Annotated in this window: 22 protein-coding genes and 2 pseudogenes; 11 read left to right on the forward strand and 13 right to left on the reverse strand. The window is 72.9% G+C overall.

Annotation, left to right across the window (positions count from 1 at the left end; translation table 11 throughout):
* Positions 1 to 262 precede the first annotated feature (262 nt).
* The 4 genes from ACFV1W_RS35585 to ACFV1W_RS35600 all read left to right on the forward strand — a co-directional run bounded on the left by ACFV1W_RS35585 (position 263) and on the right by ACFV1W_RS35600 (position 1,948).
* The gene (locus tag ACFV1W_RS35585) at positions 263 to 877 is read left to right on the forward strand and encodes an SMI1/KNR4 family protein (protein WP_380421407.1); all 615 of its coding nucleotides are present in this window, start codon (positions 263 to 265) and stop codon (positions 875 to 877) included.
* Positions 878 to 1,193: 316 nt separating this feature from the next.
* Positions 1,194 to 1,526, forward strand: coding sequence for a hypothetical protein (locus ACFV1W_RS35590; protein WP_380421408.1), 333 nt, complete (start codon positions 1,194 to 1,196; stop codon positions 1,524 to 1,526).
* Positions 1,526 to 1,684, forward strand: coding sequence for a hypothetical protein (locus ACFV1W_RS35595; protein ID WP_380421409.1), 159 nt, complete (start codon positions 1,526 to 1,528; stop codon positions 1,682 to 1,684). Before ACFV1W_RS35590 ends, ACFV1W_RS35595 begins: the two co-directional genes overlap by 1 nt.
* 66 nt (positions 1,685 to 1,750) lie before the next feature.
* On the forward strand, positions 1,751 to 1,948 hold the full coding sequence (locus ACFV1W_RS35600) for a hypothetical protein (protein ID WP_043478193.1): 198 nt from the start codon (positions 1,751 to 1,753) through the stop codon (positions 1,946 to 1,948).
* Positions 1,949 to 2,582: 634 nt separating this feature from the next.
* Here the strand turns inward: ACFV1W_RS35600 and ACFV1W_RS35605 are convergent.
* From ACFV1W_RS35605 to ACFV1W_RS35615, 3 genes are read right to left on the reverse strand one after another with little or no spacing between them, the layout of a single operon-like run.
* Positions 2,583 to 3,194 carry a hypothetical protein gene (locus ACFV1W_RS35605; protein WP_380421410.1) on the reverse strand — a complete coding sequence of 204 codons (612 nt, stop codon included), beginning with the start codon at positions 3,192 to 3,194 and terminating at the stop codon, positions 2,583 to 2,585.
* A 34-nt stretch (positions 3,195 to 3,228) separates the two neighbouring features.
* A complete protein-coding gene (locus ACFV1W_RS35610) occupies positions 3,229 to 7,359 on the reverse strand; it encodes an amidohydrolase family protein (RefSeq protein ID WP_380421411.1) in 4,131 nt (1,376 codons plus the stop codon).
* A complete protein-coding gene (locus ACFV1W_RS35615) occupies positions 7,359 to 7,976 on the reverse strand; it encodes an NAD(P)-dependent oxidoreductase (protein WP_380421412.1) in 618 nt (205 codons plus the stop codon). The genes ACFV1W_RS35610 and ACFV1W_RS35615 overlap by 1 nt, the downstream gene beginning before the upstream one ends.
* Before the next feature lie 193 nt (positions 7,977 to 8,169).
* Here ACFV1W_RS35615 and ACFV1W_RS35620 point away from each other — a divergent pair, with 193 nt between their 5' ends.
* Positions 8,170 to 8,847 (forward strand): TetR/AcrR family transcriptional regulator, encoded by a 678-nt coding sequence (locus ACFV1W_RS35620; protein WP_380421413.1) that lies wholly within the window; start codon positions 8,170 to 8,172, stop codon positions 8,845 to 8,847.
* A 42-nt stretch (positions 8,848 to 8,889) separates the two neighbouring features.
* On the opposite strand, the gene ACFV1W_RS35625 is transcribed toward ACFV1W_RS35620, so the two are convergent.
* Positions 8,890 to 9,498 (reverse strand): helix-turn-helix domain-containing protein, encoded by a 609-nt coding sequence (locus ACFV1W_RS35625; RefSeq protein ID WP_380421414.1) that lies wholly within the window; start codon positions 9,496 to 9,498, stop codon positions 8,890 to 8,892.
* A 112-nt stretch (positions 9,499 to 9,610) separates the two neighbouring features.
* On the opposite strand from ACFV1W_RS35625, the gene ACFV1W_RS35630 reads away from it, so the two are divergent.
* The 3 genes from ACFV1W_RS35630 to ACFV1W_RS35640 all read left to right on the forward strand — a co-directional run bounded on the left by ACFV1W_RS35630 (position 9,611) and on the right by ACFV1W_RS35640 (position 13,843).
* Complete coding sequence (locus ACFV1W_RS35630) at positions 9,611 to 10,435, forward strand: MBL fold metallo-hydrolase (protein ID WP_380421415.1); 825 nt, start codon at positions 9,611 to 9,613, stop codon at positions 10,433 to 10,435.
* A 48-nt stretch (positions 10,436 to 10,483) separates the two neighbouring features.
* Positions 10,484 to 12,295, forward strand: a complete 1,812-nt coding sequence (locus ACFV1W_RS35635) for an FAD-dependent oxidoreductase (protein ID WP_380421416.1) — start codon at positions 10,484 to 10,486, stop codon at positions 12,293 to 12,295.
* 210 nt (positions 12,296 to 12,505) lie between these two features.
* Entirely contained in the window at positions 12,506 to 13,843 is a 1,338-nt protein-coding gene (locus ACFV1W_RS35640; RefSeq protein ID WP_380421417.1) for a hypothetical protein, read from the forward strand.
* A 203-nt stretch (positions 13,844 to 14,046) separates the two neighbouring features.
* Here ACFV1W_RS35640 and ACFV1W_RS35645 read toward each other — a convergent pair whose 3' ends face one another.
* From ACFV1W_RS35645 to ACFV1W_RS35680, 8 genes are all read right to left on the reverse strand, one after another.
* The gene (locus ACFV1W_RS35645; protein WP_380421418.1) at positions 14,047 to 14,406 is read right to left on the reverse strand and encodes a hypothetical protein; all 360 of its coding nucleotides are present in this window, start codon (positions 14,404 to 14,406) and stop codon (positions 14,047 to 14,049) included.
* Positions 14,407 to 14,573: 167 nt separating this feature from the next.
* Positions 14,574 to 15,860, reverse strand: coding sequence for a phosphodiester glycosidase family protein (locus ACFV1W_RS35650; RefSeq protein WP_380421419.1), 1,287 nt, complete (start codon positions 15,858 to 15,860; stop codon positions 14,574 to 14,576).
* Positions 15,861 to 15,975: 115 nt separating this feature from the next.
* Complete coding sequence (locus ACFV1W_RS35655; protein ID WP_380421420.1) at positions 15,976 to 17,058, reverse strand: peptidoglycan-binding protein; 1,083 nt, start codon at positions 17,056 to 17,058, stop codon at positions 15,976 to 15,978.
* Positions 17,059 to 17,321: 263 nt separating this feature from the next.
* Entirely contained in the window at positions 17,322 to 18,413 is a 1,092-nt protein-coding gene (locus tag ACFV1W_RS35660) for a VWA domain-containing protein (RefSeq protein WP_380421421.1), read from the reverse strand.
* A gap of 895 nt (positions 18,414 to 19,308) precedes the next feature.
* On the reverse strand, positions 19,309 to 19,737 hold the full coding sequence (locus ACFV1W_RS35665) for a hypothetical protein (protein WP_380421422.1): 429 nt from the start codon (positions 19,735 to 19,737) through the stop codon (positions 19,309 to 19,311).
* A gap of 263 nt (positions 19,738 to 20,000) precedes the next feature.
* Complete coding sequence (locus ACFV1W_RS35670) at positions 20,001 to 20,846, reverse strand: SAM-dependent methyltransferase (protein ID WP_380421423.1); 846 nt, start codon at positions 20,844 to 20,846, stop codon at positions 20,001 to 20,003.
* 306 nt (positions 20,847 to 21,152) lie between these two features.
* The gene (gene infA, locus ACFV1W_RS35675) at positions 21,153 to 21,377 is read right to left on the reverse strand and encodes a translation initiation factor IF-1 (protein WP_380421424.1); all 225 of its coding nucleotides are present in this window, start codon (positions 21,375 to 21,377) and stop codon (positions 21,153 to 21,155) included.
* A gap of 43 nt (positions 21,378 to 21,420) precedes the next feature.
* Positions 21,421 to 22,224, reverse strand: coding sequence for a GNAT family N-acetyltransferase (locus ACFV1W_RS35680; RefSeq protein ID WP_380421425.1), 804 nt, complete (start codon positions 22,222 to 22,224; stop codon positions 21,421 to 21,423).
* Positions 22,225 to 22,503: 279 nt separating this feature from the next.
* Between ACFV1W_RS35680 and ACFV1W_RS35685 the strand changes: the two genes are divergently transcribed.
* Entirely contained in the window at positions 22,504 to 23,148 is a 645-nt protein-coding gene (locus ACFV1W_RS35685; protein ID WP_380421426.1) for a CatB-related O-acetyltransferase, read from the forward strand.
* A 24-nt stretch (positions 23,149 to 23,172) separates the two neighbouring features.
* On the opposite strand, the pseudogene ACFV1W_RS35690 reads toward ACFV1W_RS35685, so the two are convergent.
* Positions 23,173 to 24,272: pseudogene (locus tag ACFV1W_RS35690) on the reverse strand (chemotaxis protein).
* A gap of 178 nt (positions 24,273 to 24,450) precedes the next feature.
* On the opposite strand from ACFV1W_RS35690, the pseudogene ACFV1W_RS35695 reads away from it, so the two are divergent.
* Positions 24,451 to 24,831, forward strand: a pseudogene (locus ACFV1W_RS35695) (tautomerase family protein); the annotation flags it as partial.
* A gap of 24 nt (positions 24,832 to 24,855) precedes the next feature.
* A complete protein-coding gene (locus ACFV1W_RS35700) occupies positions 24,856 to 25,788 on the forward strand; it encodes an alpha/beta fold hydrolase (protein ID WP_380421427.1) in 933 nt (310 codons plus the stop codon).
* Positions 25,789 to 25,811: the final 23 nt, after the last annotated feature.

Raw genomic sequence — 25,811 nt, forward strand, 5'->3', positions numbered from 1 at the left:
CAGTACCGCTCCGACATCCTCGACGGCTTCCTCACCGGAACCGGACTCTCCCTCGACCTCCCACCGCCATCACCTTGAAGCGCCGAGGTCAGTAACCGCCTGCTCGGACAGCTCCACCACTGCCTCCAGCACCACGAACGGTTCGACGAGAACACCGCCTTTCCCGCACCAGTTCTCACCGCAGCCGCGGCTTGACCAGTTACTTCGCTGAGAGTGCTCACGGCTTCAGCCGTTGACACCCCCGTGAGGCAGACTGCCCGCCATGACAACCGCTGATCACGACGTCCCGACCTCCTGGAGCCGCGTCGACACCTGGCTCACCGCGCACACCCGACGAGGCCCGGCGAGACCAGCGCTGGATGCCGCCCGCCTGGACGCGTTCGAGGCGGACCTCGGCCTGCCCCTGCCTGCCGACCTTCGGGCCTGGTGGCTGCTGCCCGGTGTCAGCGCGAGCTACTGGATTCCGGAGGCGTTCGCCCCGGTCTCGCTGGACGAGGCCCTGGAGACGCATGGGATCTGGCTACTGGTCGCCGAGCAGGAAGGCGAGTCGTTCAACGAGAACGGCCAGCCCGAGACGCGCTACCTGCGTGAGTTCATGCCGATCGCGTTGAGCCCCGGTGGCGACGGGCTGGTCGTCGACATGCGACCCGGCGACACCCACGGCGCGGTACTCCTCTGGGACCACGAGACCTGGATCCTGGACGTCCCCCAGTGGGCCTCGGTCACCTCGATGCTCCAAGATATCGCCAACGCGCTGGAGGCCGGCACGCCCGCGCTGCTGAGCCACGCAGCCCTCGGCGGCTCCCAGGAATCCCGCAACGCCACAGTCGATGGTGCACTTGATCTCACCTGGCAACCCGCCAACCCGGGCCGATGATCAACCCACCCCGCTTGACTCTTAATCGCGTGCGATGTCTGCGGTGGGGAGTTTCGGCGGGGCGAAACTCACCGCCTTGCGGGGCGGACCTCACCGGTGCGCGGAGAAACTCACCGGCCCTTTGCGGGGTGCGGCGCAGCGTCGTGCGGACGGCGGCCGGCGCCATGCGCATGGTGCGGGATGCGCGTGGCGCGGGGCGCAGCCGCGTACGGGCTGACCTGCGGTGGAAAGGTTGGCGGGGCGGAACTCACCGCCCTTGCGGGGCGAAACTCACCGGCCTTGCGTGACCTTGACGGTGCTGGTGAGTTCACCGGTCATGACGAACATGACCGTCCTGCCGGTGGCCGCCGAGCCCGCCGCCGAGAACGAGGACCAGGAGCAGCGGGAGCAGCATGCGGTGAACGAGGTGCTCGCCGAAGCGTCGGAGGCGGGCCGGCGGGCGGCCGAGTGGGTGCGGGAGCTCGCGGCCCGGCAGCCGGAGGCGGGGCACCGCGCGGTACTGGGGCGCGCGGCCGACGCTGTGGAGCGGGCCGCCGGGCGGGAGGTCGTCCCGGTGGCGAGGGGCAGCTCGACGAGGAGCTGGCGTACGACCTCGGCGCCGACGTCGTCGCCGGCAGCGTGGTCGCCGACGGTCTGCCCGTCTTGGTGATGGGCGAGCGGATCGCGCTGGTCACCGTGTGCTCGATGGCCGCGGCGATGCCCTCCTCGGTGCTGGGCGACTTCGAGAGCGAGTTGCCGGTGCTGGCCGCCGTGATGGAGGCCGCCCGCGTGCTCGGTCTGGCGGCGGCCGGCCGCAGCCCGCGCTGACTCCGTGTTCATTGGCGATCACCAACGGGTAGGGCTGTGTCTGTCCAACGACCGGGAGGGAACGCAGTGAGCGAGAACGAGCGGCTCAAGTCGCTGATCATCAGCGCGGCGCAGGAGCTGTGGGACGACAAGGAGGCGCTGGGGAAGTTCCTCGGGGTGGTGCGGCGCGGTGACGGGTGGACGCAGCTGGCCGACGAGCTGGAGAAGAACCGGCCGGCGAACGCCACGTTCTACGGCGTGAAGAGCGCTGAGTTCCAGGCGTAGCCGTGCGGCCCGGTGGCCCGTCGCTCCCTGCCCGGGGTGGCGGGCCACTGCTGTGACCTGCGGTGGGGAGTTTCGGCGGGCGAAACTCACCGGCCCGACTGCGGCGGACTAACCGGCTGCGGTGAAGGTGAGCCCGCCGGGACCGAGCGGCCTGCGCGCACCGGCGGCGCTCTGGCGGGGAGATCGGGCTCCGAGGACGGCGGCTCCTGGAAGAGCGAGCGCTCCGCCGGGAGCAGCCGTTCGCGTTCCTCGCCACCGCGGGCGCGCCGCAACACCGTTGCCCGGTCGAGACGTCATCGTCGAGCCCGCAGGCCGCGAGGAGAACGTGGACCAGCCTTGGCTGACCGGCCACCGGCTCGCCGACCGCACCCGGACCCGGCACGCCGAGGTGCACGCCCTGCTGGCCGCGGGGCACAGCCGGCGCGCCGTCCAGCGGCAGCTCGGCATGGTGGCGGTTGAGACGAGGCCCCGCGGACCGTTTCCGGCGCTCTGGTCACCTGGGGCCGCCCAGGAACCGGTCGAGGACGTCGACGGCGGCGCGGCGGCGGCGAACTGGGCCCGTTTCCGGTCGGACTCCTCCGTCTGGCAGGACGTGCCCACCCGCTCGCCCCAGCGGTCCCGCTCCCACTGCTGGCTACCAGAGCTGCTTCGACCAGTCACCCCAGCAGCGATAAGCACGGCCATCACCGACCTGTTTCGTCCCACCGGGGACAACGTCCTCGTGGTACGGATACTGCTCCGTCACCGCCGCAAACAGGAACTCCAGGAAACCGCCCTCGAACAGGTCCCACTCCCGCATCGAGTCGAACTTGGCAGCGACCGGCCACCGGTCCGGATCCGGGCCCCGCATCAGCCAGAAGAACTGGTCGGAGCTCCAGTTGTTACCCCACTTTAGAAGCCCGCCCTCAGCCGGGAACAGCGGATACGGGCACTCGTCGTAGTCCCCATCCCGGTAGGCCTGGGCCAGCATGGCACAGTATCCATAGGGATCCGTCGTGTAGTAGAGGAACCCCTCGAAGCCAAGCGGCTGCTCGGTCTTGGGAGTGGGCGCTTCCGATGGTGTGTAGATGTGCAGCTCGTCTCGGATGCTGACCATCCCGTACCGGTCAGCGAACGCTCGGTAGTCCGCGGGTAGCTGGAAACCGAGCACCTCTGGCCCGAGCTCCCACGGGACCGGGACCACTCCATCCGGGGGCGGCGGCCCGATCACCGCGCCGAGCCGGTCCAGCATCTCCTCGATGTTCACGTCTACTCCCATCATCAGCCGGTCTCGCCGTCGGCTAGTTTCCCAAATTCACATATCCCTTGGGACCGTATGTAGCGTTGTCCACAACCGTCCAAGGGGTTCCAGGGTCCGTGGGCAAGCCGGTGTTGGCGTCCCAGGCATGGAGCGACATCCCCCACCCATTCGGAATGGTACTGCTGGGGCTGTTGTACTGCGTAAACACGTTGTACAGCACAGGGCCCTTTTCCATAACGTTCTCGGCTCTGATCTCGAACGCCCGCATGCTGTTGGTAATTCTGCCGCCGGTTCGCTGGTTGGTGTTGGCCCCATGCTGGAAGCACGGCGTCAGGTTCCGCTCGTCCGCCGTTCCGCCGGCCATGCGCGGCACGGAGTGGCAGCGGGCGATATCAGACCTCGAAGTAAACCCGAGGGCGGTCGCCCGCGTCTGGGCGTCGGTCCAGCCCGGAATGTTGCCGGCCCTGGTCGCAGACTCCCCCCTACTGGAGCTGGGCTTGCCTTCGAGACAGGCGTTGACTCCCGTGTTACGGCCCTCGGCATCCGGATCCAGGTACTTGACCCATCCACCACCGTTCAGGGGCACAGCGCCCGACGGCTTCAGGTCTTCGCAGGTGGGGACGCGCCGGTTGCCGCTCCCCCCGGGGCCCGGGTTGGTCGGCCCAGGGTCGGGCAGGGGCAACGGGATCGGCCACGGGCGGGTCGGCGGAGCGGGGGTGGGCGTGGGGGCGGGCGCGGGGTTGCCGCTGCCGCCGTTGATGGCGTTGTAAACGTCCTCGCCAAGGTCGATCAGGGCGCCGGTGCCGGCGACGATGCCGGAGCCGACGAGAGAAGCAGTGCCGACGACGATCGGGGTGCCTTCGACGGCCACGGCGGTGACGAAAGCGGTACCGACGGTGACGATGGTGTCGGTAGCGAAGTCGATCAGGTCGCTGAAGGCGTGCGGGCGGTCGTTGTCGTTGATCGGGCGGGTGTCCGTTGGCGGCTTGGGCCTGGGCAGGGTGGGGCCGGGGTGATGCCGAGGCACGGGCCGCTTGTGGCCCGGGCCCGGGCGGCTGCGGCCTCCCCCACCGTCTGAGCCGCTCCAGTCGATGAGGGTCTCGGTTATGGTCGTTGATACCGGCTGGGCCGGGGGAGCCGGCCGGTAGCCGGGGCCGCCGCAGTCGGTCGTCCACCAGTACTTGTCACAGTTGATCTGTGGCTTGCCGGGTGGATCATCATCGCCCCCGGCCCAATCCCCGCCAGTGAAGTCTTCCGGATGTTCCGGCTGTCCCGTCAACTTCCTGAGGTTGATGGGTTCATCGGGGATGCAGACGAGCGGAATGCGCCAGGGGACCCAGTGTCGAATGGTCTCGCAGGGGCTGTGTCCCGACGGGTCCGTCGAGTCGATCGGGTCGCCGTTTCCGTAGATGAACCGGTTGCCCTGGACGGACGGGTTGGTGCCCAGCTGCCAGGAGTCGCGGGAGGCGAAGGTGCCGCTGCCGGGGCGGTACCAGCGGGCGGCCATGTTGACGTCACCGGAGGCCGGGTCGGTCCAGCCGCCCTGGTAACCCAGGGAGTTGGTCGCGCCCACGCTGGCCATGGGCTTGCCGAAAGGGTCGTAGGCGGTTGAGCCGGCAACGTTCTTGCCGCTGGGGTCGATCGTGGCGACCACGTCGGTGTGCTGGTCGCTGATCACCAGGCGCGGGTTGGGCGTTGCGCCCGTGCTCGCCGTGCCGAGGAGGCCGCCGCCGGGGGTGCGGGTGTAGCTGGCGGTGCCGTCGGTGACGACGTTGTTGGAGCCGCCGTCGTAGGTGAAGGTGGTGTTGCCGGTCTGGGCGACGCGGTCGAGCGAGTCGTAGGTGTAGGTGGACGGTCCTTCCTTGATCATCCGGTCGAAGCCGTCGAACTGGACGTCCTTGGGCTGGGAGTCCTTGGCCACACTGCCCGTCAAGGTGCCACGGGCCGAGTAGCTGTACGTCGTGGTGCCGTCGTTGATGAGCTCGTTACGCTCGTCGAAGGTGGACGTGACGCCGCCCGCCGAGGTGCGGTTGCCTGCCGCGTCCCAGGTGTACGCGGTCGCGTTCGGACCACTGCTCCAGGAGGTGAGCCGCCCGGCGAGGTCGTAGCCGTACTGGTTGGTGGCGGCCCCGGCGGTGCCGGTGGTGGTCTTGGTGGTCAGTCGACTGTTGAGGTCGTATCCGTAGCCGATCGAGGCGACCGTCGCCCCGCTCGGATTCTTGACGGTGTCGTCGCGCAGCCGCCCGAGATTGTCGTAGCCGTAGGTGCGGGTGCCGCCACCGACGCCGTAGCGCTCGGTGGTGAGCCGCCCGGCCGTGTCGTAGTCGAAGCCGACCACGGCCCCGGTCAGCGGGTCGGTCGCGCTGGTGAGCTGCCCGGCCGTGTTGTAGCCGAACGAGGTGGTGCCGGCCGCGTCGGCGCGGGCGGTCATCCGGCTGTCGGCGTTGTAGGTGTAGCTGCCGGTGCCGCCAGGGCCAGCGGAGGTGAGGAGCTGGCCACGGTCGTTGTAGCTGTAGGTGTCAGGCGTGGTGCCGGCGGTGCCGACGGATATCAGGCGGCCTGCGGCGTCGTAGCCGAGGGTGCGGTTGGCTGTCGTCACCTCGGCGCCGGTGGCGGTCTCCTGGGTCAGGTTGCCCATGCCGTCGTAGCTGCGGTGGCGGACCACTCCGCCCGGTTCGGTCAGGGTGACAGCCCGTCCGGCGGCATCGTAGCTGGTGGTAAACAGGCCCTCGGCGGTCGTCGGGTGGGCCGTAGTCGGCGGTTCGACGGTGGACTCAGGGAGACCGAGAGAGTTGTACGTGTAGTAGACCGGGACGTTCTTGCCGTTGGTCCAGCGGGTCTTACGCCCGCCCGCGTCGTAGCCGACCGACGTGGTGATCGTCTGCCCGACGGCAACGGGTTCGACCTGCTGAACGGGCAACCCAGCCGGGTTGTAGGTGAACTGCCTTACGTGCGCGGCGATGTCGGCGCTGCTCGCCACCTTGTCAGTGGCAGTGATGACGTTCCCCTCCGGGTCGTACGTGGCGTACTGGGTCGCCACGGTGGCTCCCGAGGTGTCCACGTCGGACGTGCTCAGCACCCGCCCGAGCCGGTCGTAGCCGGTGACGGTCGCGGTGCCGTCGGCCTTGGTGACCCGGCTGGTACGGCCGAGTGCGTCGTAGGCGGAGCGGACGGTGACCCCGGTCGGGTCGATGGCGCTGAGCAGCTGGCCCACGGCGTTGTAGGTGGCCTTGCTCACGGCGCCGCCGGGCGTCGTGGAGGTCAGCTGGTTGCCCGCGTCGTCGTAGGTGAACGTGCTGGTGTAGGCGGCTGCGGCCGGGTAGCGCTCCAGCTGGGTGCTGGTGATGCGCCGTCCGAGGTCGTCGTAGGTGGACTGGCTGACCGCGCCCGTCGGGCCGGTGGTGGCGAGCACGTTCGTCCCGAAGTACCCGGACGGCTTGCGCCGCAGCGGGTGCGGGACGGTGAGGGTGGCGTAGCGGGAGTCGAAGCGGGAGAGCTGGAAGGGCAGGAACTCGCCGGCGTGCCCGAGGACCATCGTCGCGTCCGGGTGCCGGTCGAAGACGCCGGACATGATCACGCGCATGGCGTGGCCGCCGGTGGCGGCCTGCCAGCTCCACAGCGCGCCGTCCAGCTCGGGGTGGGCGTCGAGGACGTGCCAGCGGTCCGCGGGCGGCATGCCGGGGTGCAGGTACAGCGGTGCGCCGAGGTCGCCCAGTGCGGCCCAGATCCCGTCGAAGGCGGGGTCGTCGAGGTAGCGGCCCTGGATGTGGTCGTTGACGAGCGCGCCCTTGAACCCGAGCTGCTCGACGCTTCGGCGCAGTTCCGTGACGGCGGCGGCCGGGTCCTGGAGCGGGAGCGCCGCGAAGGCGGCGAACCGGCCGGGGTGGGCGTCGACGATCTCGGCGAGGCGGTCGTTGACGTAGCGGGCGTTGTCCACGGCGCGGGCCGGGTCGGTTTCCGCCTCGATGCCGGGGACGGTGAGGGAGAGCACCTGCAGGGCGATGCCGTTGGCGTCCATGTCGGGCAGCCGGTACCGCGTGACGTCGGGCAGCCGTGCGGCCATGTCGGCGAGGAAGGCCGGATCGATGGTGTCCGGCACCGGGAAGGGCGGCCGCCGCCCGGCGAGGCCCGGGATCGCGATGGCCTCCTCGACGGCGATGTACCCGCGCATCAGGGGCGTCCCACCGGGACGAGGATCCCCGCTGCGCGGGTCGGGCGCTCGGCCTCGTCGAGCATCAGCGCGGCGACGGTGGCGCGGGAGGCGTGCGGCGGCAGGAGGGGCTTCGCGTAGTCCTCCAGCGGGATGCTGCGGCGGCCGGCGCTGACGCCGCCGCTCCACAGGTCGGGGGCGTGGAAGACGGTCGCGCCGGCGCCGAGGGCGATCGCGTCCGCGGCGGCCTTCTCCGTCAGCTCCCGGCCGACGAACGCCTTCATGACGCACTGGTAGATCCCTCCGCCGGCGCCGGCGGAGGGGCCGGAGCCGAGCGCGCCGAGCCACAGGGTGCGCACCGGGACGCCGGCGAGGACCTTCGCGCCGGCGACGAGCGCCCCCGGGCCGTCGCCCTTGCCGATGCCGAGCGCGGAGACGACCACGTCGACGTCCGTCAGGTCCGGGAAGGCGGCGGGGTCGGTGACGTCGGCCCGGCGGACTTCGACGCCCGGCTGTCCGGGCTCGGGGGCGCTCTGCGGTCGGCGGGTCAGCGCGACGACCTCGTGCCCGCGCCGCAGGGCCTGTCCGACGACGAGGCGCCCGACCCTGCCGGTCGCCCCGAGTACGGCGATGCGCATGCTTCCTCCCAATGACTGAACACCTGTTGGCTACTTAAGTGAACAAGTGTTGGTAAGTGCTGTCAAGGCGGGGAGGGCCGGGAGCAGGGCGAGTTGGCGGCGGGGCGGGGCCGAGCGGGCGGCAGGGATGTGGAGGAAGGCACGCGGGCGGCGGTAGAGTGAACGGCTGTTGCCGAACGCCGGGAGTACGCCTGTGAGCAGCGAAGAGGCCGCCCCGCGCCGACGGAACCCACGGGGCCAGGGGCAGGCGCTCAGGGCCGAGTTGGTGGAGGCCGCCGCCCGGCTGCTGGCCACGCTCGAACGGCCCGAGACGCTCACCCTCCGGCAGGTCGCCCGCGAGGTCGGCGTCGCCCCCGCGAGCATCTACGGGCACTTCCCGGACCTCGGCGCGCTCGTCCAGCACGTGCTGCGGCTGCGCTACGACGAGCTCGCGGCGGCCATGCGCGCGGCGGCGGACGGCGCCGACGGGCCCCTGGCGGAGCTCGTGGGCCGGTGCGCCGCCTACGTGCACTGGGGGGTCGGCCACCCCGGGGAGTACCGCACGCTCTTCGGCGGCGGGATGCCCGCCGAGCTGGTGCCCACGAACGCGCACGGCGCGGGAGAGGAACTGCTCGGATCCGTCGTCGCCGCGCTGGCCGGCGCCCGGCGCAACCGGCCGGAAGGCGGGGGCGGTCGCGGGCCCGAGCAGGACTGGCAGGCGGGCCTGCTGCTCTGGACCGCCCTGCACGGCCTGGTCGCGCTGTACAACGCGCACGGGAACATGCCCTGGCCCGACCTCGCCGACCTCGTCGCGCGGACCCTCGCCCTGCACACCGGAAGGCCGATCGACGAGATCGCGGAACTCGCCCGGGCGGCCGGCCGCCCGGTGTGAGCGGCGGCGCCGGCGGGCAGGTCGGACGCGGCCTGCCGCCGGTCAGGTCCTGCGCGAGATGACCATGATGTACTCGCAGGGGGTGTCGGTCGGGTTGGCGAAGCCGTGGTCCGTGTCGGCCTGGAGGAACAGGGAGTCGCCGGTGTGCAGGGTCTCGCTGATTCCGCCGATCGCGACGGTGAGGGTGCCCGCCAGCACGACGAGCTGCTTCTCCGTACCCGGCGGGTAGGCGGGCAGCAGCCCGGTGGAGACCCGTGCGGGGAGGTGGTGGACGATCATCTCGGCTCCCCCCGCGCCCGGGGCCGCCGACACCATGTGCCGCTCGAAGCCGGTCTGCGGGTCGCGGAAGACGGGGCGGTCGTTCCTGCGCATGACGATGGCCACGCCGGCCGCGGCGGCGTCCGGGGCGCCGACCAGGTCCGAGAGCGAGGCGTCGAGCGCGTGGGCGATCCGGGAGGCGACGCCGATCGTCGGGCTCTTCTCACCGCGTTCGACCTTGGACAGCATCGCCCGGCTGACCGACGACCGGGTGGACAGCTGCTCCAGCGTCAGGCCCGCCTCCTCGCGGCGTCGCCGTACGTTGCCGCCGAACGCCCCGGCCAGGTCGTCACCGTGCCGCGCTTCGGCCGCGGTCCCGTCTTGCTCGACCACCGTGCTCCTCGATCGATGGATGCCTCGCTGCTCAGAGTGTAGTGTTTCTTCGATAGGAGACAGAGTCTTCTCTAGGAGATACGCGATGTGCGTCCCACACGACGGAGGTTCCATGCGTCTGATCTCTCGTGGCCGGCACCATGCCACGTTCGAATTCGGTGGCCTGCGGGTGACCTCGTTGCGGGACGGCTACATCGACATGCCGCCGACCCGGCTGCGCGGCGAGGACGGGCGCACGTTCGACGTGCTGCCGCCCGCCGTCCCGCTGGCCGGCGACAACCTGCGGCTGTCGGTCAACGCCTTCCACGTCACCGACGGCACGCGCTCGCTGCTCGTCGACACCGGCGCGTCCGACGTCTGGCACGACCCCACCATGGGACTGATCTACGACGCGCTCGACGAAGCGGGGATCGACCGCGCGCGCGTCACCGACGTGGCCATCACCCACCGGCACGAGGACCACGTGAGCGGCCTGATCGCGCCGGACGGTTCGCAGGCGTTCAGCGGCCTGGAGCGCGTGTGGATCGGCGCGGGCGACGCCTCGGTGTTCACGGGGCGCCTCGCACCGCTCCGCGACCGGGTCGTCCCCGTCTCGGAGGAGACCGCGATCAACGACTGGGCCACCGCGCTCCCGGCACCGGGCCACACCCCCGGCCACACCGTCTACGACATCCGCAGCGGCACCGGCCACCTGCTCGTCTGGGGCGACACCGTGCACGTTCCCACGCTCCAGTTCGACCGGCCGGACGTGACCTGGGAGTTCGACGGCGACCGGTCCCGGGCCCGCACCGCACGAGCGGCCCTGCTCGAACGACTGACCCTGCCCCACCACTTCGTGGCCGGCGCCCACCTGGACTCACCCGGCATCGCCCGCGTGAGTGCGCGTCCCCGCGGCGACGGCTACGCGCTGGAGTACCTCGCACCACCGATCGGCTGACCGCGCCCGCGGCCGTGCCCGCCGCCCGCACCCGCTCGTTGACGGGGCATGCGAACGATCACAGCAGCCGCGCACACCCGGCGAGCCCTGCTCACCGGGGCGGCCGCGACGGCCGCCGGTCTCGGCCTCGACCTCGGCCCGACCGGGGGCGGCCCGGCGCGGGCGCGGGCGGCGGGAGGGTCCGCGGGGCAGCCGGGACGGCGGGTCGCCGTGCTCGGCGGCGGGGTCGCCGGTCTGAGCGCGGCGCAGGAACTGGCCGAGCGCGGCTACCGGGTGACGGTCTACGAGCGCAACGGGGCACTGGGCGGCAAGGCCCGCAGCATGGACGTGCCCGGCACCGCCCGGGGCGGGCGGCGGCCGCTGCCCGGCGAGCACGGCTTCCGCTTCTTCCCCGGCTTCTACCGCAACCTGCCCGACACCCTGCGCCGGATCCCGCTGCCCGCCGGGGCACCCGGCCGCACCGTCCACGACAACCTGGTGGACGCCACCGAGGAACTGTTCCCCCGCGCCGGAGGGCGACCGGCGCTGCGGCTGCCGTTCCGCACCGTGTCCGCGCCGCCGGTGCTCGGCGAGCTGCTGCCCGACGCCCTGCTCCAGACCCTGACGGGCCTGCTGGACACCGCCCTGCACCTGCCGGCCACCGAGGTGGCGTACTTCGCCAACCGGCTGCTGGTCCACTTCACCAGCTGCGAGCTGCGCCGCTACGAGCAGTGGGAGCGCGTCCCGTGGTGGCGGTTCATCCGGGCCGGCGAGATGTCGTACGACTACCAGCGGCTGCTCGGCGTCGGCATCACCCGCAACATCGTCGCGACCAGGGCCGAGGAGGCCAGCACCCGCACCGTCGCCCGGATCCTCCAGGCGTTCGTCCACAACGTCCTGGGCCGGGGCAACGACGGCGAACCGGACCGCGTCCTCAACGCACCGATCGGCGAGGCCTGGATCGGCCCCTGGGAGCACCGGCTGCGCTCCCTCGGCGTCCGCTTCGAACTCGGCACCGAGGTAGAGGAGTTGCTGTACGCGGGCGGCCGGATCACCGGGGTGCGGCTGCGGGACGCCAGCACCCCTGTGCTCGCCGACCACTACGTCAGCGCGATGCCGGTCGAACACGCCCGCGCCACCTGGGGCCCCGCGCTGCGCGCCGCCGACCCCCAACTCGCGCGCTGCGACCGGCTGCGCACCGACTGGATGGTCGGCGTGCAGTTCTACCTGCGCGCTCGCACCCCGATCGTGCACGGCCACGTCGACCTGGTCGACTCCCCCTGGGCCGTCACCTGCGTCGGCCAGGCCCAGTTCTGGCGCGACCGGGACTTCCGGCGGGACTACGGCGACGGGCAGGCGGCCGACTGCCTCTCGGCGATCGTCTCGCAGTGGGACGCCCCGGGGATCGTCTACGGCAAGCCCGCGCTCAAGTGCTCCCGCGAGGAGGTGGTGCGCGAGACCTGGGCCCAGCTCAAGGACTCCCTCAACAGCGGCGGCCGGCGCGTCCTGGACGACGCGGACCTGCTCACCTGGTTCATCGACCCGGCCGTCACCGGCCTCGGCGGCCCGGCCCCGGCCAACCGCGAGCAGCTGCTCATCCACCCGGCGGGCACCCTGTACAACCGTCCGTCCGCCGCGACGGCCGTCCCCAACCTCTTCCTGGCCGGCGACTACGTCGCCACCGACATCGACCTGGCCACCATGGAGGGCGCCAACGAATCCGCCCGCCGGGCGGTCAACGCCCTGCTCGACGCGGACGCCTCGCCGGCCCCGCGCTGCACGGTGTGGCCGCTGTACCGGCCGCCGGAACTGGCCGCCCTGCAGCAGCAGGACGAGGGCCGCTACCGCCGGGGGCTGCCGAACGTCTTCGACCAGGGCTGACGGCGGGCCGGCGGACCCGGGCGCCGCGGCCTGACCCCCGTCCGTTCTCCGGAGCCGGGCCGCCCGCCCTGCGACGAACACAGGCCGCCCTTCTCCATGCGTCGACCGACCGCACACGCAGTTGCCCGGCGGCACGGAAATCGAGTTGCCCGGGCGGCGGTCCGCAGACGATCATCCTGGGGTCCTGACACCCCCGCCCCCCGGAGACACATGGCCACCGAACTGTCCGAAGCCTGGGAGCTCTTCGAGACCGGCGACTCGCAGGGATCCATGCGGGTGCTGCGCTCCGCGGCCGACCGGCTCCCGCCCGCCGAAACCGCACCACTGGTGGCCAGGCTGGCCGAGGACGCCGGTTTCGAGGACCTGGCACAGGCTTCGACAGCACTGGCGGCCGGGCCCGGGCAGGCCGACCGGCTCTACGCCTACGGCTACGCCTGCGTCGAGCGCGGCATCGACGCGGTGGCCGTCCCCGCGCTGCGGGAGGCGCTGCGGCTGGTCCAGGCGCCGCCCACCACCACGGCGCGCACCGGCCTGTTCCGCCGCAGGCCCAAGCCGCAGGCCGCCCAGCAGCCCGGCCTGCGCCAGGTGCTGCTGGAGCTGGTCTCCGCCCTGGAGGGCTGTGAGCGGCACACCGAGGCACTGGCCGTCCTGCGTGAGCACGACGCCCGCCTCGGCGACTGGCCGGACCGGTACCTGACGGTCTACAACGCGCTGATGGCCGGCCGGATACCCCTGGCCCGCGAGGTGTACCAGGGGCTGTCGGCCCCCGAGGGGGTCTGGGCCGGCCCCGCGCAGCGGGTCGGGCGGATGCTGGAACGGGCCCGGGCTCTGCCGCCGGTCGACGACCAGGACCTGCGCGGTTGGCACTACGTGCTCACCGGCGGCCTGCTCACCACCCTGTCGCCGCACGGGTTCGACCAGGGCATGACCGGCCGTTGGGCGTACCTGCAGGACGACTTCGGGCTCTGCCGTTACGGCCTGGAACGGCTGCGCACCGTGCTGGCCGCCACCGGCCGCGAGCCCGCCTCGGTCGGGCTGCTGGCCGACCGGGGCAGCCGGGCGCTCGGGCTGGCGGCGGCGCAGCTGCTCGGCGTACCGGCGGCGCCGTACCGGCCGGGTGCGGCGGGCGTGCTGGTGGTCGCGTACGACCTGAACGAGTGCGATCCCGCCGAGGTGGCGCAGCTGAACGAGCGGGCGCAGGGGCAGCTGCTCTTCGAGCACGCCACCTGCTGGACCGACCCGCCGGCCGTGACGGCCGACGTCTCCACGCTGCTGGGGCAGATCGTGAGCGCCCCGTGGGAGCCGGGGCTGCGGTGCGGCGAGGACGGCGAACCGCAGGAGGCCGAGCCCGACCGGCGCTCGGCCGAGGAACTCGCCGGGGCGGTCCTGGCCGCCTCCCCGACCGCCCCGGAGGGCGACGGCCGGACCCCGCCCGACACGGACGACGTCCTCACGGCCTTCGCCGCCCGCGCGGTGGGCTGGCCCGCGGCGGGCCCGCGTGACGGCGTCCGCTCCGCCGGGCCGGTCCGCAGCTCCCGCTTCGCGTGACGGTCCGTCCGGGCTGACGCCGATCCGGTCCGCGGCCACCGCCGCGGCCCTGCCCGCGGGCAGGGCCGCGGCGGTGGTGTGTGTCGCGGCTGCGGTGCGTGCGGCCGTGCGGTACGTCGGCTCCCCCTCTCGCACCGCGCTTCGCGTGCCGGGACAGGCCGGCCCGTACAGCGAAGATCTGATCGACGTACCGGCGGCGCCCGTCAGTACGAGGCGCTGGTGGCGCAGCGGCCGGTGTCCATGTTGCACACGACGACGTACGAGGTGATCCCGGCGTCCAGGAGGGTGTCGGTCTTGGCCGTGCCGACGTTGGTCCAGTTGCTGGAGCTCCCGCCGTTCGACTGCTGCAGGGCCACGCTGCAGGAGTCGCCGGTGGTGGAGGTCACGTAGCCCTGCACGTGGTCGTGCCCGCTGTAGTACGAGACCACCATGCCGCCGGCACAACCGGGGACGTTGGCCGGGTAGGTGGTGTTGGCCGACGCCACCCCGACGCCGAGGCCCAGGCCGATGGCGGTGGTGGCGGCGACGGCGCCGAGGCGGACGGCGGTGCGCTTCCTGATCATCAGTGTCTCCTGGTGTTCGGTGGCTGATTGCCGGCGGGTTCGGACGACCGCTCTGCCCCTCGCTCGTCCGCACAACAGCGTGCCCGTGCACCGGCACGGCGGAGAACGACGTTCGCCGGACGTTCCCCTGACACTTCGCCCTGCCGTGTCGGGGCCATGGCGGCAGGTCAGGACGCGGGTGCGGCGGCGGTTGCGGTGGCGGTGGGGGCGGGATGCGGTGCGGGGCGGGTGGGGCGCGTCGGGGGCTGTCCGGCGAAGACGGCGAGGGCGTTGGGGACCGGCCGTTCCTGGTCGTGGTCGAGGTGGTTGCGCACGGTGAGGTGTCCGGTGGCGGGGTCGCGGGCGACCAGGGTGGCGGAGGCGCCGCCGTCCAGGTAGACGCCGTCCGGGCAGCCGAGATCGCTCACCACCCGGGCGAGTTCGGTCAGGGTCAGGCCGGTGGAGGTGCCCTCGCGGCCGTCCGTGGACAGCAGCGTCAGCGTGCGGCCGCCGTCCGCGAGACCGATCGCGCTGCGCGGTTCGATGTCGGTGGAGTCCAGCCCGGCCAGTGGGCTCCCGCCCCGCAGCAGGGGGTAGGCGCCCAGGGCGAAGGCGAAGGGCACCGGTTCACTCGACGCCAGGCGGTAGTCCACCGCGACCGACGAGCCGAGGGGCAGCCCGGCCAGCGCCCGGGCCCCGGCTTCACGGCCGAGCAGTACGGTGCTGCCGGCCGGGATCGGGCCGCTGCCCGGGGTCGCGGAGGCCGCCACCACCCTGCCGTGGCGGACCGTCACCTCCCAGGTGTCCGCGGTGCAGGGGGCTTGACGCGACTCGTCGTTCCCGCAGGCCGCCCGGGCCCGGGAGGCCCCGCCCCAGTCGGAGGTGAACGCGCCGATCGAACCGACCGGGAGGGCGTACTGGTTCAGCCCGCCCAACGGCCGGACGCCGTGTGTGGTCCACAGGTGGCCCCGCAACGTCAGGCGTGCGGTGCGGGCCACCCCGTCCACGCCGACCCCGAGCACGTCCCGGTCGCTGTCGCCCGGCGGCGGGCGCCAGCCGAACCGCTGGGCTTCCGGGACCGCCGCCTTCAGCGCCCTGCCCTGGTGGACGGCCGGTCCGGAGGCCGCCCCGGTGGCCTGGACGCCCGGGTGCTGCGCCTCGGTGATGTCGAAGAAGTCCCCGTTCACCGCCGCCACCGCGCCGCGCTCCCCGGCCAGCCGGGTCAGCGGCGCCCGGGCCGCCACCGCGCCGGGGAAGAGCAGGTCCGCCCGTACGCCCGGGCGGCGCAGGTCGGCGCGGACGGCGTGCACCCTCGCGGCGCCGTGGGCGGTGCGCACCGTCAGTTCCCGGTACCCGACTGCGGGCGCGAGCGCCGCCCAGCCTCCGGCCGCCTCGGCCCGGACGGGCGGGGCCGCCGGGCCGGCCGGGGCCATGGCCAGTACCAGGGCGGCCGCACAGCGCAGGACGGTCTTCATGCCCCCCATGCTGGCGGCCGCCACGGCCGACGCGGTCGGCCGACGCGCCGTCGGCGGCGCGTCGGCCGCGCGCGCACGGCGGTTGTCCTGGCCCGTGCGACGGGGGGTGCGGGTGTCAGGCCGTGACGTGGTACCAGTAGCCGCCGGTGCGCAGGCCGACGTAGTGGACGTTGGTGCCCGTCTCCTTCGCCTCGTACATCATGTCCGCGCCGGTGGCCGGGTCGGTGCCGGCGTAGAGCACGACGTGGGTGGTGTTGTGCGCGTCCGTGCCGAAGTACTCGACGTCGCCGGGGCGGCGCTGGGACTCCGTGATCGGGATGAGGTGGCGGTCCAGGGTCTGCTCGGTGGTGTCGCCGCCGCCTGCGAGGTCGATGCCGGCACCGAACCAGAAGGCCGCCCGGACCAGGCCCGAACAGTCCAGGCCGGCCGTGGTGTTGGCCGGGCAGGGCTGGATCGAGCCGGTGTAGCCGTCGCAGGTGCCGAGGGAGGGGCCGGGGCCCTCGCCGCGCAGGGAGTGGCCGCCGCCCCACACGTACGGGACGCCGAGGTAGCTCTTCGCGGCGTTCAGGACCTTGGTGGGGTCGACGTCGCCGCTGGGCAGCGGGGCGGGGGTGCTGGTGTAGAGGGCGTTCTTGACGGCCGTTCCGACGACGCCGTTGACGGTCAGGGCGTGGGCGGCCTGGAAGTTGCGCACGGCGGTGTCGGTGGCCGGGCCGAACTGCCCGTCCACGGTGAGGCGGCCCGCGTGGAAGGTGTTGAGCATCGTCTGCAGGGTGCTGACGCACGGGCCGGTGGCGCCGGTCTGCAGGTCGCCGCACTGGGTGCGCAGGTCGACGGTGCCGGAGGCGGCGGCCGCCGCGTCGAGGGCCGACTTGGTGGCCGGGCCCACGATGCCGTCGGCCGTCAGGGCGTGGGCGGCCTGGAAGGTGCGCACGGCGGTGCCGGTGGCCGGGCCGAACTGCCCGTCCACGGTGAGGCGGGCGCCGGTCAGGTTGAGCTCCAGCTGGAGCTGGGTGACGCAGCCGTCGGCCTCGCCCTGGACCAGGTTGGCCGGGCAGGACGGGGAGGTGAGGGGTATCGGGCTCGGCGCGGTCGTGGCGGGTGCGGCCGCGGCGGTGTACGCGCCGACGCCCGTCAGTAGGGCCGCCAGGGCCAGGCCCAGCGACAACCGGCGCCGGGTGGGCAGGAGGGTACTCACAGAAGGCTCTCCAGGTCCGTGGTGCTTCGTCAGGCAGGGGGGCCGCCGGCAGGACTCGGTCAACTGCCGCCGGTCCCGCCAGTGTGCCCGCGGACCGCCCCGGCACAAGGCCCGATCGCACCCGTCCCAAACGTCCCACACCGGCTGACCGGGGATTTGGTACCACGGCGGTGCGCCGATTGGAGACACCGTCACCCTCCCGGCCCCGGTGCGTGTCCCCGGCCGCGCCCCGGCGGACCGGTGCCGGGAGCGGTGCGGGAGGGTCAGAGGATGACGAGGAGCTTGGTGTTGGGGACGAGCTTGCGGTTGACGGAGGTGGACTGGACGAAGACGGTGTAGGCCGGGTTCTCGCCGGGCTTGACGGTGGCTTCGGCGGCGGGCAGGCCGAGGAGCTGGCGGGCGGCCGGGCCGGAGAAGACGCGGCCGGTCATCCGGCCGGTGGCCGGGTCCTTCTCGGCGACGGCGAGTTGCTTGTTGCCCTGGATCTTCTCGCGCTTGGAGAGCTCGTAGAAGGCGCAGCCGGTCCTGTACCGGTGGCCGGCGCTGGTGACGAAGTCGCGGATGGGGGTGGGCTGGTCGACGGGGATCAGGATGTACTTGCCGGTGTCGAGGGCGTCGAGCTTGGCGCTGACCTCGGCGGTGTTGAGGTCCTGGCCCATGGCGAAGAGGTTCTTGGTGCCGCGCACGCCCTGTTCGCGGCCGCGCAGGAAGCTGGTGGCGGCGGACTTGACGGTGCCGATGGCCTCTTCGACGCCCTTGCTGGAGTCGGCGTCCCAGATCGCGATGTTGCCGGCGGGGAAGCCGTATTCCTGGGCGGTGCGCTTGGCCAGGGAGTTGGGGACGAGGATGGCCGAGGTCCAGTGGTCGGGCAGGTCGTCCATGGCGCCCTGGATGCGGTCCCGCCAGGTGCGCAGGACGGTGGTGCCCTGGCCGGCGTTCATGCGGGTGTGCATCTGGCCGGTCTGGGAGAAGCCGGAGGCGTTCTCCTCGCCGTCGGTGACGACGACCTGGAGGAAGGAGTGCTCGCCGTAGCCCTCCCAGATGTTCTTCAGGTCGTCGACGGACTTCACGGCGGCTTCGATGAGCGCGGTGGCGCCGTTGTCGACGCGGTAGAGGCCGCGAAGGGACGGCAGGTGCTTGACGTCCATGTCCCAGACGAGGTTCTGCACTTCGTGGTCGAATGCGTAGAGGCTGATCCGGGTCTCGTGGCCGAGGCGGTCGGACTCCTCCTGCAGGCCCTTGACGAACTCGTCGACGACGCGGATGAGTTGGGCCTGGTGCTGGCGCATCGAGCCGGACTTGTCGACCACGAGCGAGACGTGGTTGACCTTGTGCTTGATCCGGTTCGCGGACATGGGTGTGCCCCCCTGTTTTTCGGCGGTGGTTTTTCGGCGGGCCTTCCGGGCGCCTTTCCGGCGCCCTCTCCGTCGTGGTTCCCACACTATGCGGGGGCACTGACAGTGCGTCCGGTGCGGTGGACGGGGGCGGCCCGTGCTCGTGGAAGCCGGGGCCCGGGGGCAGTTCGGGGCGCCGCCGCAGGGCGTCGGGGTCGACGCGGGCGCCGCGGATGCGCAGCGGCGGCGGGTGGCCGCGGGCGCCCCGGGACGGGGCGCCGGTGGCGGTGTCGAGGTCGGCGACGACGGCGGTGAGCGGTCGGTCCGGGATCCAGCGGGCGAGGGGCGCGGTCGATGGTGCGGGCGATGTCGGCCGGGCCGCCGCCGGAGCGCCGGGTGGAGCGGCAGGCGGCCGGGGCCGCGGAGCCGGCGCCGCCGGAGGCGAGGCCGTGGCCCATCGTGTCGAACACGGACACATGCAGGTGGCCGCGGGCCACCGCGGGGCCGGCCCGTACGCGCGGGCGGTGGCCGGCGCGGCGGTGGGCAGGCGCACGCCGAACGGACGGTCCCCGGCCCGGAGGTGGCAGATGAACCCCGTCGAACGCGCACTGCGCGCTCGACCGTGCCCAGCAGCGGCACTGGGCCCCCGGAACGGTCATCGGGGTGATCGAGAAGTACGCATCCTGAAGCCTCCGCTGACCGGGCCGGACCAGGAGATCCTGTCGTCCATCGCGCGCCAGGAGGAGCGGCGGCCGGAGCAGCGCGTCAGCGTCGAGTTCGAGGACGGGGACGGGGACGGGGACGGGGACGCCGGGAGGGCGCCGCCGTCCGGGTAGGACCGGCCGCGCGCGGCGGCGGCCCGCCGGGTGGGTCCGGATGTGCCGCACCCGGTGGGCCGCCGCCGCAGGGGTGCGGGTCAGCGCACGGTGACGGTGAACACGGGCGAGGCGGTGTTCCCGCTGACGATGCGCAGCTCGTTCAGGCCCTTGATGCCGAGCTTCACGCCGAGGGAGTAGGAGCCGTTGCCGGTCGTGTGCACGGAGGCGGGCAGGGTGACCCACGTGCCGTGCTGCTTCTGCTGGAGGGTCACCGTGCTCCCGGCCTTGAGGCCGGTGGTGGTGCCGGTGACCCGGAACGGCTGCCAGGCCTGGACGGAGGTGACCGACGGCTTGGCGGTGATGCCGGCGGACACGGAGGCGGAGGCGACGGAGGCGACGGGCGCGGCGGAGGCGGCCGGGGCGGCCGGGGCGGCCGCCATGGCGGTGCCCGCCGTCCCGAGGAGCAGCGCGCCGAGGGCGGCGACGGCGGCGGCCAGGCGCAGGGAGTTCCGCTCGGTGACGATCACGGGTGCACCCCTTTCAGGGGGAGGTGGTCGTTCGGCCCGAGGCACCGTCGGTGCGGTTCGGGCACTGTCCTTCCTGAAGACGTCTCACCCGGAGCCACCGGTTGTGTGCGGAATGTCACTGTCATGTAACAGTCGGGCGGGCCCGCGATCGGAGGGGAACCGCCTCAGTCCTCCTCGGCGCGGGAGAGGGCGTCGGTGATCAGGCGGGGTCGGTTCCGCGGACGGCTGGTCAGGGGCCGGGGATCGGGGGTCAGGGCCGGGGGTCAGGGCTTGAGGGCGACGCCGGCGTAGAAGGAGACCTGGGCGTCGGTGACGGTGGCCGGCAGCAGGTCGGCGGTGCCGTCGGTGCCGTCGGGGTGCCAGCGGTGGGCGGGGACGATGCCCGGGTCGAGGAGGTCCAGGCCCTCGAAGAAGGTGGCGAACTCGGCCCGGGGGCGCAGCCGCAGGGAGGTGCCGGCCTGGTTGTAGATCTCCTCGACCTTGGAGGCGCCGGGTGGGTCGAGTTCGGCGGTGGCGTGGGAGAGGACCAGGGCGGAGCCGGACGGCAGGGGGTCCAGGAGGTGCTCGACGATGGCGTGGGCGTCGTCGAGGTCCGGGACGAAGTGGAGCAGGGCGACCATCGACAGGACCACGGGCCGGGTCAGGTCGAGGGTCTCGGCGACCTGGGGGGTGGTCAGGATCGAGGCGGGGTCGCGGACGTCGCCGTGGACGTAGGCGGTGCGGCCCTGGGGGGTGCTGGTCATCAGGGCGCGGGAGTGGGCCAGCACGACGGGGTCGTTGTCGGCGTAGACGACGCGGGCGCGCGGTTCGACGGCCTGGGCGACCTCGTGGAGGTTGGGCGAGGTGGGGATGCCGGTGCCGATGTCCAGCCACTGGCCCAGGCCGCGCCGGGCCAGGGCCCGGGTGGCTCGGTGCATGAAGGTGCGGTTGGCTCGGACGGCGGTGCGCATGGTGGGGAAGGCGGTCAGGACGCGCTCGGCGGCTTCCCGGTCGACGGCGAAGTTGTCCTTGCCGCCGAGGAAGTAGTCGTACATGCGGGCGCTGTGGGGGATGTCCTGGCGTATCTGCGGGCCGGTCGGCTGCGCCGGGTCGGGATCGGTCGCGGTCATCCAGGTCTCCCCCATGCTCATCCCTGTCCCTTCTTGATCACACCGGGCCGGGGCAGTCTAGCCAAGTGGCCGGTGCCGCGGGGGGAAGTGGGTCCGGGCACGGTGGGCGCGGGGGGCGCGTAGACGCATTGCCAAGGAAGCGGCGACGCGGTGCCGACACGGCGGGAGCGCGGCCTGGCATCCTCCACGAGGAACACCGCGGTACGCGCCCGGGCCGCCCGGCCCGGGCGCGGCAGAACCGCCGGTGGTGGCCCGGCACGCCACGGGGGAGCGTGCCGGGCCGCCGGGGCCGCTGTGGGACAGGCACTAGTTGCGGTAGCGGAAGCGGATCCGGCCGCGGGTGAGGTCGTAGGGGCTGAGCTCCACGAGCACCCGGTCGTGCGGGAGGATCTTGATGTGGTTCTTCCGGACCTTCCCGCTGATGTGGGCGAGCACGACGTGCCCGTTCGGGAGCTCCACCTTGAAGTTGGCGTTGCGCAGGCACTCGACGACGGTGCCTTCGACTTCGATGCCGTTCGTTGTCTTGGTCATGGTCCTTCACCTCTTCGATTCGTGACGTGTGGCCCGGGGCGCGTCAGCGGCGGACGAGTTCCAGGGTGCTGCCGGTGCGGCGGGCGCCGATGCCCTGGAGGAGTGCGGTGGCGGCCGTGTTGGTCTCCGCCGCCTCGGCCCATGCTTCGGCGGTGCCTTCGCGGTGCAGTGCTTCCAGTGCGTGGGCCAGCAGGGCCCGGGCGATGCCGCGGCGGTGCAGCTCGGCGCGTACGGCGAGCAGGCCGATGCGCGGGCGGCGGGGCGGTGACACCCGGATCAGCCCCACGTACCGGTCGTGCTCTCGCGCGACCGCGTACTGCGCGGGGTCGGCCAGGAGGGTGCCCGCCGGGCGGGGCAGGACCTGGGCCGGCACCGACTGCCAGCCGGCGCCGGCCTCGATCTCGTCGTGGACGGCGCGCGCCAGGGCGTGCAGCGGGCCCTCCTCGGCCAGGCCGGCGGGCACGATCGTGACGCCCGCCGGGGGCCTCGCCGGGCCGAGCCCGGTGACCCGCGGGTCGGTGGGCACCCGGTAGCCGTGCTCGCGGTGCGCGGTCGTGAAGCCGGCCCGCCGCCAGGCGGCCGCCGTGGTGTGGTCGTCCTCGTCGACCACGGTGTGCAGCGGGGCCCGCAGGTCGGTCAGCATCGTGGCGGCGATCTGGTCGAAGACCCTGCCGTGCCACGCGTCGATGCTGACGAACAGTCGCCCGTCGGGCCGGCGCGAGGCGTCGCCGCGGCCGACCACCCGGTCGTCCTCCACGGCGTGCCACTCGGTGTCCGAGACCCGGGTGAGCGTGAGGGCGTGAAAGTCGGTGTCCCGCCCGTCGGGGGCGCAGTGCGATGGGTTCATGGTGGTGCCTTTCGGAAAGTGCCTGGTCTGAGGCGCTCCCGGGCGACACCAACGTCAATCGCCCACCGTGACGACAAGGGGGAGCACCCACACGGATACAGCCTTCATGGGTCTCACCTCCTCGCGTCTCTCTCACGGCTGCGCAGACCGTAGCAGCCAACGGCGCGCCGGCCCAAGTGATTTACGGCTCGGCGAGGACGGGCCGGGGCGGGCGGGAGCCGCGGGCGGCGCAGTGGATCATGAGGGGGTTGGTTCCGTCGGTGTGGAAGAGGTGGCTTCGTGGTTCCCGTCGTGCCCGATCCGGATGTGCTGCACCCGTTTCCCGAGCAGCCGCGGGTGGTGCTGCTGAAGCCGTTGGTGACCTCGCCGTTGATCGAGGTGGGTGAGTACTCCTACTACGACGACCCGGACGATCCGACGGCCTTCGAGACGCGCAACGTGCTGTACCACTACGGGCCGGAGCGGTTGGTGATCGGGCGCTTCTGCGCGTTCGCCGAGGGGGTGCGGTTCGTGATGAACGGCGCCAACCACCGGATGGACGGGCCGTCGACGTTCCCGTTCCCGATCATGGGCGGGGCGTGGGCGGAGCACTTCGACCTGCTGACCGGGCTGCCGGGGCGCGGGGACACGGTGGTGGGGCACGACGTGTGGCTCGGGTACCGCACGACGGTGATGCCGGGGGTGCGGATCGGCAACGGGGCGGTCGTCGCCGCCGGGTCGGTCGTCACCTCCGACGTCCCCGACTACGCGATCGCCGGCGGCAATCCCGCGAAGGTGATCCGGCTGCGGTACGCGGAGGACGAGGTGGCACGGCTGCTGGCCGTCGCGTGGTGGGACTGGCCGGTGGAGCACCTGACGCGCCACCTGCGGACCGTGATGTCCGGCGGTGTCGAGGAGTTGGAGGCCGCCGCGCCCCGGCCGTGAGGCGGGGCGCGGCGGGGCCGGGGGTCAGTGGCGCAGGACGGCGGCGATGCGCCGGCTGTCGGTGAGGGTGTCGTCGGGGACGAAGGTGAGATCCGGGCGCCGGTGTCGAGGGCCCGTTCGATGACCTCGTCGACGATGTCCTCGCGGGCGCCGGCCTCGCCGGCCTCGGCGGGGACGAGGTGGTCGCCGTCGTCGCGGACGGTGGCGCGGTAGTTCTCCTCGACCACCAGGTGGGCGACGCGGGCCTCTCCGGCGGCCCGCCAGACCTCGTCGAGGCCGGCGGCGAACTCCTGGCGGCCGCGGGCCTTGTCGAGCTGGGCGAGGGTGTCGCCGGTCTCGCGCTCGGCGTGGGCGCGGACGGCGGGTGCGACCACCCGCTGGACGGTCGCGACATCGGCCTGGGCGAGGCCGCCGTGCGTGATCTGGGCGGCGGCCTCCTTGGCGATGGGGCCGGCGGCGTCCAGCAGGGCGAGGGCGGGGGCGTCGCCGACGACGTACAGCGGGCGGGGGTCGGCGGCCAGGACCCTGCCGATCGCGGTGTCGGCCTGGCGCAGGAAGGTCTTGGTCTCCTCGTCGCGGAAGGTGCTGGGGGTGTCGCCGATGCGCTCCTGGCGTTCGGGGTCGGGGTTGTCGTAGGTGCGGACCAGCGGGAAGCCGTTGCCGCTCTCCTCGGTGACCCGCTCCTGGTTGCCGCCCCACAGCACGGCCCGGTCGGCGGCGACGGCGAGCACCCAGTAGGGGCGCTCGGCGGCCTGGGCGGCGACCAGGTTGCGGGTGAGGAAGGTGTCGGACACGACCACCCGGGCGGGGGCGGTACGGGCGAACGACCACACCCGGTGCTCGCCGGGCGCGGCGAGGACGGCCAGGCCGTCCTCGGCGTGGACGAGGTCGACCTCGGCGAGCGCCCGGTCGAGTTGTCGGAGGACGTCGATGCGGTCGGCCCGGGAGACCTGGGGGTCGGCCTGGACCCGCTCCTTGGCCTCGGCCAGCAGGTTGCGCAGCCGGACCGGGTCCTGGGCGCTGTCCGGTTCGCGGCGGTGGGTGGGCATCAGGACGGACACCGCCGGGTAGGGCCGGGGCCGGCGCAGTTCGGCGAGGACGGCGGGGCTGAGGGCGGGGCGCATGGGGACCCTTTCCGAAGGCGGTCGGCCTTCTTTGCGTGGACGCACGGTGCCTGGCACAGCTGCCAAATGTCCTCAATGTAACGATTTGCACACCGGGTCGCCGGGTCGGCTCTTGCCCTGGAGCCGTCCGAGGCTGTACCTACTGGTACGTACAGATGGGGGACGGGAGGGAGTCGGCATGCCGTTCGTCCGCATCGACGCGTCGGGGGCCGGTCCTGGGCGGCTCGACGCCCTCGGGCGCGCCGTGCACGAGGCGCTGGTGGAGGCGATCGGGATCCCCCCGGACGACCACTTCCAGGTGCTGGTCGGGCACGACGGCACCAACGGCACGCTGCGCTACGGCGGTTACCTCGGGGTGCGGCGGGACGAGGGCATCGTGTACGTGTCCATCACGCTGCGCGCCGGGCGCACGGACGCGCAGAAGCGGGCCCTGTACGCGAGGATCGCCGAGCTCGCCCAGGCGTACGCGGGCACCGAGCCGCGCAACGTGTTCGTCGTCCTGACGGAGAACGCGCCGGCCGACTGGTCGCTGGGCCACGGGCTCGCCCAGTACGCTCCCCCGCCCGGGGAGGGCGTACCGGGCGTGCCCGGCGCGCACGGCCGGGGCCCCGTTCACGAAGTATCGACAACCCCTCCGCGCTGGGCGGTGGTTGATAGGTTGCCGGTGACAGCCAACGGCACGGTTGACGTCGCGGCCCTTGACGGGCTCGCCATGGCGACAGCACAGAACCGAAGGAGGCCGGAGATGGGTGCCTACATCACCGTGCGGGGATTACGGCTCTACTACGAGGACCAGGGGCAGGGCGAGCCCCTGGTGCTCCTGCACGGCGGCGCCGTCACGGCGGAGAGCTGGGGCGGCCAGCTTCCCGCGCTGTCCGAGCACTACCGGGTGCTCGTCCCGGAGCGGCGCGGTCACGGCCGGACCCAGGACGCGGAAGGGCCCATCACGTACCAGTTGATGGCCGACGACATGGCCGCGTTCATCGAGGAGCTCGGGATCGGCCCGGCCCGGGTGGTCGGCTGGAGCGACGGCGGCATCGTCGCCCTCCACCTGGCCCTGCGCCGGCCGGAGCTGGTCTCCAAGCTGGCCGTGATCAGTGCCGGAACGGACGAGGGCATCACCCAGAACACCCAGGCGCTGGTGGACGGGAGCGAGGAGAGCCGCCAGGTCCTGACCCAGATGTTCTTCGCGCCCTACGAGATCCTCTCGCCGGACGGGCCGGAGCACTTCCCCGTCGTGCTGGACAAGCTGACCCGGATGTGGCGCCAGGGGCCCCAGCTGACCTTGGACGACCTGCCGAAGATCACCGTGCCGGTGCTGGTGATGCAGGGCGACCGGGACGGCGTCGAGGTGGAGCACAGCGCCGCGATGGCCCGGGCCCTGCCGGACTCCCAGCTCGCCGTGCTGCCCGGCACCTCCCACGTCGCGCCGCTGGAGCGTCCCGAGCTGGTGAACCGGATGCTGCTGGACTTCCTGACGGACGAGCAGCAGATGAGGGTCTTCCCGCTCAGCTAGGACCGCTCGGCCCAGGACCGCTC

The sequence above is a fragment of the Kitasatospora sp. NPDC059648 genome, from assembly GCF_042734825.1.
GTDB lineage: Bacteria > Actinomycetota > Actinomycetes > Streptomycetales > Streptomycetaceae > Kitasatospora.

Bases quoted from the DNA above. Each gene is read 5' to 3' on its own strand.
- ACFV1W_RS35590 (WP_380421408.1), top strand. From the start codon at position 1,194: ATGACGAACATGACCGTCCTGCCGGTGGCCGCCGAGCCCGCCGCCGAG.
- ACFV1W_RS35610 (WP_380421411.1), bottom strand. From the start codon at position 7,359: ATGCGCGGGTACATCGCCGTCGAGGAGGCCATCGCGATCCCGGGCCTC.
- ACFV1W_RS35585 (WP_380421407.1), top strand. From the start codon at position 263: ATGACAACCGCTGATCACGACGTCCCGACCTCCTGGAGCCGCGTCGAC.
- ACFV1W_RS35680 (WP_380421425.1), bottom strand. From the start codon at position 22,224: ATGAACCCATCGCACTGCGCCCCCGACGGGCGGGACACCGACTTTCAC.
- ACFV1W_RS35670 (WP_380421423.1), bottom strand. From the start codon at position 20,846: ATGACCGCGACCGATCCCGACCCGGCGCAGCCGACCGGCCCGCAGATA.
- ACFV1W_RS35615 (WP_380421412.1), bottom strand. From the start codon at position 7,976: ATGCGCATCGCCGTACTCGGGGCGACCGGCAGGGTCGGGCGCCTCGTC.
- ACFV1W_RS35645 (WP_380421418.1), bottom strand. From the start codon at position 14,406: ATGATCAGGAAGCGCACCGCCGTCCGCCTCGGCGCCGTCGCCGCCACC.
- ACFV1W_RS35635 (WP_380421416.1), top strand. From the start codon at position 10,484: ATGCGAACGATCACAGCAGCCGCGCACACCCGGCGAGCCCTGCTCACC.
- ACFV1W_RS35640 (WP_380421417.1), top strand. From the start codon at position 12,506: ATGGCCACCGAACTGTCCGAAGCCTGGGAGCTCTTCGAGACCGGCGAC.
- ACFV1W_RS35660 (WP_380421421.1), bottom strand. From the start codon at position 18,413: ATGTCCGCGAACCGGATCAAGCACAAGGTCAACCACGTCTCGCTCGTG.
- ACFV1W_RS35595 (WP_380421409.1), top strand. From the start codon at position 1,526: ATGGGCGAGCGGATCGCGCTGGTCACCGTGTGCTCGATGGCCGCGGCG.
- ACFV1W_RS35630 (WP_380421415.1), top strand. From the start codon at position 9,611: ATGCGTCTGATCTCTCGTGGCCGGCACCATGCCACGTTCGAATTCGGT.
- ACFV1W_RS35650 (WP_380421419.1), bottom strand. From the start codon at position 15,860: ATGAAGACCGTCCTGCGCTGTGCGGCCGCCCTGGTACTGGCCATGGCC.
- infA (WP_380421424.1), bottom strand. From the start codon at position 21,377: ATGACCAAGACAACGAACGGCATCGAAGTCGAAGGCACCGTCGTCGAG.